Genomic DNA, 7628 nt, shown 5'->3' on the forward strand with positions numbered 1-7628 from the left:
TTCTAATGCCTCTTGTACATTTGTTGATGTAAAACCATTAGTGCTGTTATCAAAGGCAATAGCCTTAGCATTGGTGTCAATTTCTCCTATGACATCTCCTTGTGAGTTTTTAAACTCATATTTATTTGTAGTTGTATTTAAAGATACAGATACTTCTTTTGGATCAATTGTTACTCCTGTCTCTCCTAATTTTGGTTGACCATCAGCACCGATTTGACTCTCATTATAATAAGTAAAGGTCCCATTCGTATTTGGAATCAATAGAGTTACAGTCTCATTACCTTTTACTACTTCATCTAATGTTTTATAAATAACATTCCCTTGATCATCTGCTACACCTACACGATTATTTTCTCCTGTACCTGCATTTAATTTATCTGATGTAACTGCTTTATTACCTAATTTTTCATTAGTTATTCCTTCGTCTGCTACTTGAATAGTAACATCAGCTAATAATGCCTTAATCCCAGTGGTTTTAGCCAAAAATTCTAAACCACCAGACACTACCAAATCTCCTGTGGTACCAGCTACTTCTGTAATTTTATCTAATAATTTCTCTATAGCTTCTTGAACATTTGTTACTCCAAGATTTGTAGTATTATCATTATAAACAATTGCATTTGCATTTGCATCAATCTCTCCTATAACATCTCCTTGTGAGTTTTTAAACTCATATTTATTTGTAGTTGTATTTAAGGATACAGATACTTCTTTTGGATCAATTGTTACTCCTGTCTCTCCTAATTTTGGTTGACCATCAGCACCGATTTGACTCTCGTTATAATAAGTAAAGGTTCCATTGGTATTTGGAACTAATAAAGTTATAGTCTCATTCCCCTTAACAATAGTACTGAACTTTGAATTATCAACATTCTCAAACTTCTGAGTTACTTTATTCCACTCTTGGAAAATAACATCACCTGTTGTTTGGTCATAAACAATCTTAGTAAACCCTCCTTTACTCTCTGTGACATACTTGATATAATCATTGATTGTATTAAAGGTACGACCATCTACTTCTACTGGTTGTTTTACAATTGTTTCAAATTGATTTACAACACTTGATGGAATATCTACAAGTGTAGTGGTTCCGTCTTCACTTGTGTAGGTGTAAGTTCCATCTTGATTGTCCACTAAAGTAGTTATAGTCTCATTTCCCTTAACAATAGTGCTGAACTTTGAATTATCAACATTCTCAAACTTCTGAGTTACTTCATTCCACTCTTGGAAAATAACATCACCTGTTGTTTGATCATAAACAATCTTAGTAAACCCTCCTTTACTCTCTGTGATATACTTGATATAATCATTGATTGTATTAAAGGTACGACCATCTACTGTAATAGGTCCTTTAGTAACTATCTCTTCAAAATTATTAATTACGCCTCCAACAACATCAATAGCATAAATTCCTTTAGATAAATTTAAAGGATCAACATTAGAAGGAATAATATCATTATTAGCAATCAAGTATTCTTCTGAAACATAATACTGCTTATTAGCTACAGTAATAATCGCAGTTTTACTCTCATTTGCAGTAATTACTTCTTTAATAGAAACTTCTTTCCTTTCTCCTTCTTTAGTTACATATGTAAGTTTATCACCATCATAATAAACATTTCCTCCTACATACGTTCCATCTAAATAATTTGTGATATGTTCTTGAACAGTTTTATTATTAATAATATCACCAAACTTATTAATAACTGTTTCTTTTATTTTTATACGAACTCCTTCTCCAATAATATTTCCATTGCGATCTACTGAATTTTCATTATAATAAATATAGTCTCCAGTTTTTTCGTCATGTACTATTGTAGTTAATTTCTCTTTGATTTCTTGTTTGATAATTTTGTCTCCATCTTTTACATAGGTATAAAACTTATCTCCTTCATAAATAACATTACCTTCAGTGTTTTTTATAATATTTTTGATGATATTTTTTACCTTATCACCATCCATATTTACAATTTCTTCAAAATTGTTTACTACAATTTGTGGAATATCTTTATCAGCTGTTAAGCGTGACCATTTATCTATATCCCAATAGTAGTAACCTGGAGTAATATCGCCTTGTTTTTTTGTCGCATAGACTAATAAACTTTGCACATTGCCATTTCTAATTGTAACCTTATCCTTTGTGCTTTCCAATGCAACATTAGGAATTAATAAACCACGGTCTTTTGATTCAATTAATAATTCTGCAGATTTATTAGGAGTTGCTGTACCAATTCCTACTTGGGCATTAGTAGCAAAAGTTCCCAATAAAAGTGCAACAGGGAGTAATCTCTTTTTCATATATTTTAATATTGATTATAGATACTTTATGAAATATCCTTTTAAAAAAAACATAGTCAAAACTACTATTACTCAACGTTAAATACGGTATATAATAATCGCAATACGTGACTAACAAAGAGTTGTATCGCATATTTAACACACCTGTTTTTTTATGATACTTTATTAATATTATAAAATTAATTAGTTGAAATCAGATAAAATAGGGCTTAGAGTATATCAAGATATGTAAGTAAAACAAAATCGATAGCACAAAATACCTAAGTAAAAAAGGACATAATAGGTATTATTAAATCGATATAAAATAATTATTATTTAATAATATTTCATTTTGAAACAATTTTATTAGAATTTGAAACAAAATTCAAGTACTATTTTATCAAAAAAACAAAGATTAAACTTCAAACTATTCTAAATTGTAGTTTATTTCTTCAATAACTCTGAAGGAGGAAAACCATAAACATTTACAAAAGACCTATAAAATGTTACTCTTGAGTTAAAACCTGATAGCAAAGCCCATTTCTCTATACTCAATTCCTCATGATTATAATCATGTAAAGTAATAACAGCATATTCAATCCTAATACGATTTATATACTGATTAAAATTAGAGGCCTCACTACTTTTAAAAAAAGAAGATAGTCTAGTCTTAGGAATATTAGTGACCTTAGATAGCCTATTTAAACTTAAATTAGGATCTAAAAATAAACGATTTTCAATCAGTTTTTCATTTAATACTAAACTTATATATTGAAAATCATCTTCTTTATTCTCTTCAGTCACATCTTCCTCTTTTACAGTTTCTACAATTCCCTCTTTTTCCTCATCTATATCAACACATTCATATTCTACTTCCACTACACTAATCTTTAAGTCTATAGTAGAAGGCTGTAAGCTTAGTAGTTTATTAGTATTCTTTACTTTTATATTTAATAGTTTACCTATTAAATAGATACAATTAGAAATAATAAGAATTAAAGTACAACCTAGATAAATAAACAAAGGGTTTATATCAAAACCTCTTTCTTTAAAATCTGGTAACATCATAATAGATTCAAAAAAGAAAACTATGAGAAAAACAACTATAATACTCTCATTTCTTATAAGTGCAGAAGTCTGCACAAGAAGATAGTAACATACTAAAACATATAAAACTCCAAGAATAACACTAACAATAGCACTGTAATAATTAAATATCTTTATCTGTTCTATCTCTTCACTTATATAATAGGAATAGCCAATAATATAGATAAATGATAATAAGCTGACAATGTATTGTAAATAAAACAAGTACTTTGATCTATCAAATAGTACATAGAAAAAAATAGGTCCATTAAATAAATTTAATAAAATGGATATACAAAAGAATTCAGCTGTAGAAAGATAATTGTAAAGTAGCCCAACCAAAAAGTTAATAGACAATAAAATGCTAACTTCTACTAATCTTTTTTCATATTGGACAAAGAGTTTAATTCTCTTTATCAAAACAATATAAACAACAGCTATAACAAGGAATATAAAATAAAACATATAATAAATTATTGTAACTAATCTTATTTTTTAATAGATAACCTACATTAAAATACTCTTGTTGAATTATTTTCTTTTTTATACGAAATAAAATAGATTAAAATGCTAATAATAAATACTGTAAAAGCTATAATCTCAATTAAAATTGATGATTTAGCAGCAAATACTTCTAAGTCTTCAATATAATATTTAAGTATAAAGACTTGAGAAACTAAAAAAATTACTTTAAGAGTAAACAAGAAGAAAACAACATTTAATAACTCTCTAAAACCAATAAAAAGATTGAGAATATTAGCTTTATTAATCAAAACAAATAAACTAAAGATTACTGTATAAAATATAAAAACAGTAAATTCTAACCATGGTTGAAAGTTTAAAAAAAAAGTAAAACAAACAAGTGCATTTAATATTAAGAGCATTTTAACTTCATGTCCAAACACATTCTTATTTTTCTTAGCATAAACATTTAGTATAATGAAAAGAGAAATAAAAGGTAAGAAACTAAACTTGCTGTCTTGTTTTATAAGTTTAAATAAACCAATAGATAAAGCAGCTAGTGAATAAACTAAATTTATAAAAATCAAACTAAATCTAGTCTTAAAAAATATAAGTTCGTTTTTCATAAAATCTCTTTTTAATAGCACTACAAAGTATGTGAATTTTACACAAAAAACATTAAGAATAATCGCATTTAATGAATTAAATATTTTATATACACATATTTTTCCTTATAAATATCTTAAAAAAGTAGATTAAAAAAACATTATATATTTAATAGAATAAATCCTTAAAATAAAACCACATTGAAATAAGGAAAAAACTATAAAAGTGTAAATAATGTTAATTTAATTTTTTAACATATCTCTATCTACTTGTAACTACACAATCAGATGATCCTAATAAATTGAAACGTTATAGAATGTACTAAAAGTGACTATATACAACATCTATTAACTAAAAATAATCCATATCAGAAAAAGATCATGTATCAAGTATGATAGTTGTAAAAAATATAATTCATAATAATGATACAAACTTAACTTGAACATTAAATCATACATACTTTTTAATGAGCTTAAATTATACTAACTCTGTAAGAAAAAATAAGTTCAATCTAATTTCTGATCTTATAAAATAGTATTGTATAATCTTTAGGTACTAGTTTAAACAATTCATCATTCTATATCCGAAACTCTTTAAGTTTATAAGTAATTCAAATATGATATCTTTTAATAAAATTGGTTAAACATTTAAAATAAATCTAATATCTAAAATACAGTTTTTAGTATCTATTGAATACAAAAAAAGCCTAACTATTTAAAAGTAAATAGTTAGGCTTTTTTCTGTGGAGTCGCCGAGAATCGAACTCGGGTCCAAACAAGCAATCAGGAAGCTTTCTACACGCTTAGTTTTTTATTAGATTTTCGACCGTTGGCTTGGCAAAAAACAGCCACCAAAAGCTTAGTTTCTAAGATTTCGAAATGCTAGCGAAACAATAGACATCTCTAGGTTTACTTTACGGTTCCCCTTAACAAAGCGCCATAAACCAAGGCTCTTTAGGAGAATTCAGCTCTTCCACCTGGTGGAAACTAAAGGCAATCTTACTATAATTCAGATTAAGCAGCTAAAGCGTAGTTATTTTCGCCGTTTAAAAAGTTCGTTAGATGATATTTACGAGCAATCTAACAACGCTCGACGTGCTTACTAACTAATTCCACTCGCTGTCAATACCGATCGACCCCAATGATTGCCTTAGTTAGCAATGAAATGCAAAAGTACAATTTATTTTTAAAAAATCAAACAAATACTATTTCTTCCTCTTAGAATGTTCATATACTGTATTTTATTCGTCAATACTTATTAAAAACTGTATATAATTCTAAAATTATGATTCAAAATAGTTGTGTGAGTCCGAAATAATTCTATATTTGAAAAACCAACCAAAAAACAAACAAACAAATTATGAAATTAGGAATTATTAAGGAGCGTAAATCGCCTCCTGATAGGAGAGTTGTGCTTTGTCCTAAGCAGGTAAAAAAAGCTTTAGACAAATATAACGAGCTGTCTATTAAGATAGAACATTCAGACATTAGAATTTTTAAAGATGAAAACTATGCTTCTGAAGGATTAGAACTATCAAGTGATATGACAGACTGTGATCTTCTCCTTGGGGTAAAAGAAATTCCTGTTGATTACCTTATACCAAATAAAACTTATGTCTTTTTTTCGCACACAATAAAAAAACAAGAACATAATCGCAAGCTCTTACAAGCTTGTTTAGAAAAGAACATTACATTAATGGATCACGAGACATTTGTAGACGGAAAAAACACTAGGATTATTGGCTTTGGTAGATATGCAGGTATAGTAGGTGCATACAATACACTAAGAGGCTTTGGGTTAAAATATGAATTATTCGAATTAGCCAAGGCTGAAACCTTACTTCACAAAGAAGATTTAATCTATCGATTAAAAAAACAGTACTTCCCTCCTATTAAGATAGTCGTAACTGGAACTGGAAAGGTAGCACATGGTATTATGGAAATACTAGACGGGATGAAAATGAAGAAGGTTTCTAAAGAACACTTCTTAACCCAAAAATATGATAGACCTGTATACACACAGATAGGTGTTGAAGACTATTACAAAAGAATAGATGGGACTGAAGGAAACAAACAAGATTTTTATAACCATCCTGAACTATACACTAGTGACTTCGAGAGATTTACTCGTGTAGCAGATATCCTGATGACTGGGCACTTCTTTAAAAAAGGAGCTCCTGTTATCTTGACAAAAGAGATGCTAAATTCTCCTTTTAATCAAATTAAAGTAATTGGTGATATCTCATGCGATGTAGATCATGGCCCTATAGCCTCTACATTGAAAGCATCTACTATAGCAGAGCCATTCTATGGATATCATCCAGGGAAAGGTACAGAAGTAGAATTTGACCATCCTGCAGCAATAACAGTGATGGCTATTGATAATTTGCCTTGTGAATTACCAAAAGATGCTAGTGAAGGATTTGGTGAAGTATTTGTAGAACAAGTATTACCTGCCTTCTTTAATGGAGATAAAGATAAAATACTAGAAAGAGCTACTATTACTAAAGGTGGTAAACTAACAGATAGATTTAGTTATTTACAAGACTTCGTAGATAATAAAGAATAAATAGGAAAGGCTATCAGAATAATGATAGCCTTTTTTAGTAAAGAATACTTTTTATTGGTTGCAGACTGTAGTTAAAACTATGCACTTTAGTGCATTTAGCTTTCAGCTTCTAAAAATGTTTATCTTTGATATATGGAATATCAACGAACCGGAGGACATAGTGTATCACGTTTAACTGCCCATATAGTATGGGTGACTAAATATCGTTATCCAGTATTGGAAGGAGATATTCAGATACGTTGTCGTAGTCTGATCATTCAGATTTGTGAAGCAGAAGATATTCAAATTTTAAAAGGTGTAGTATCAAAGGACCATGTTCATCTTCATATAGAATATCGACCATCTCAAAACATAAGCAATATTGTCAAACTCTTCAAGGGTCGTACCTCAAGGAAACTCCAAATAGAATTTCCTGAGTTGAAGCACAGATACTGGGGACGTCACTTTTGGGCAATAGGCTTTGGTTGTTGGAGTACAGGAAATATTACTGATGAAATGCTAAATCAATATCTTGAACACCATCGTAAATCAAATGATAACGGAGGTAACTTTATACTTGAGTAAGTAGCTCCACCCAGGCAGACTTTAGTCTGCTTTAACAAACTATGGACTTTCAGTCCATAGTGGTT

The 7628-nt window shown here is 28.9% G+C and carries 5 protein-coding genes and 1 other RNA gene; 2 read left to right on the forward strand and 4 right to left on the reverse strand.

The genetic code is table 11. The features are described from left to right. The 4 genes from MODO_RS18630 to ssrA all read right to left on the reverse strand — a co-directional run. A partial coding sequence (locus MODO_RS18630; RefSeq protein ID WP_501193395.1) for a phage tail-like protein occupies positions 1–2298 on the reverse strand: 2298 nt, incomplete at its 3' end. 423 nt (positions 2299–2721) lie between these two features. Then, on the reverse strand, positions 2722–3828 hold the full coding sequence (locus tag MODO_RS18635; RefSeq protein ID WP_059051713.1) for a helix-turn-helix domain-containing protein: 1107 nt from the start codon (positions 3826–3828) through the stop codon (positions 2722–2724). A 47-nt stretch (positions 3829–3875) separates the two neighbouring features. Continuing rightward, positions 3876–4451, reverse strand: coding sequence for a hypothetical protein (locus MODO_RS18640; RefSeq protein WP_006260367.1), 576 nt, complete (start codon positions 4449–4451; stop codon positions 3876–3878). A 720-nt stretch (positions 4452–5171) separates the two neighbouring features. Next, positions 5172–5570: a transfer-messenger RNA gene (gene ssrA / locus MODO_RS18920) on the reverse strand. Between the two features lie 220 nt (positions 5571–5790). Here ssrA and MODO_RS18645 point away from each other — a divergent pair. Both MODO_RS18645 and tnpA read left to right on the forward strand, forming a co-directional pair. Continuing rightward, complete coding sequence (locus MODO_RS18645; protein ID WP_058699593.1) at positions 5791–6999, forward strand: NAD(P)-dependent oxidoreductase; 1209 nt, start codon at positions 5791–5793, stop codon at positions 6997–6999. Positions 7000–7131: 132 nt separating this feature from the next. Then, entirely contained in the window at positions 7132–7563 is a 432-nt protein-coding gene (tnpA, locus tag MODO_RS18650; protein WP_059050942.1) for an IS200/IS605 family transposase, read from the forward strand. The last annotated feature ends 65 nt before the right edge of the window (positions 7564–7628 follow it).

This window comes from Myroides odoratimimus, from assembly GCF_001485415.1.
Classification (GTDB): domain Bacteria; phylum Bacteroidota; class Bacteroidia; order Flavobacteriales; family Flavobacteriaceae; genus Flavobacterium; species Flavobacterium odoratimimum.

What these genes read in the sequence shown, in the direction of transcription:
- tnpA (WP_059050942.1), top strand. Translation starts at nt 7,132, where the DNA reads ATGGAATATCAACGAACCGGAGGACATAGTGTATCACGTTTAACTGCC.
- MODO_RS18645 (WP_058699593.1), top strand. Translation starts at nt 5,791, where the DNA reads ATGAAATTAGGAATTATTAAGGAGCGTAAATCGCCTCCTGATAGGAGA.
- MODO_RS18640 (WP_006260367.1), bottom strand. Translation starts at nt 4,451, where the DNA reads ATGAAAAACGAACTTATATTTTTTAAGACTAGATTTAGTTTGATTTTT.
- MODO_RS18635 (WP_059051713.1), bottom strand. Translation starts at nt 3,828, where the DNA reads ATGTTTTATTTTATATTCCTTGTTATAGCTGTTGTTTATATTGTTTTG.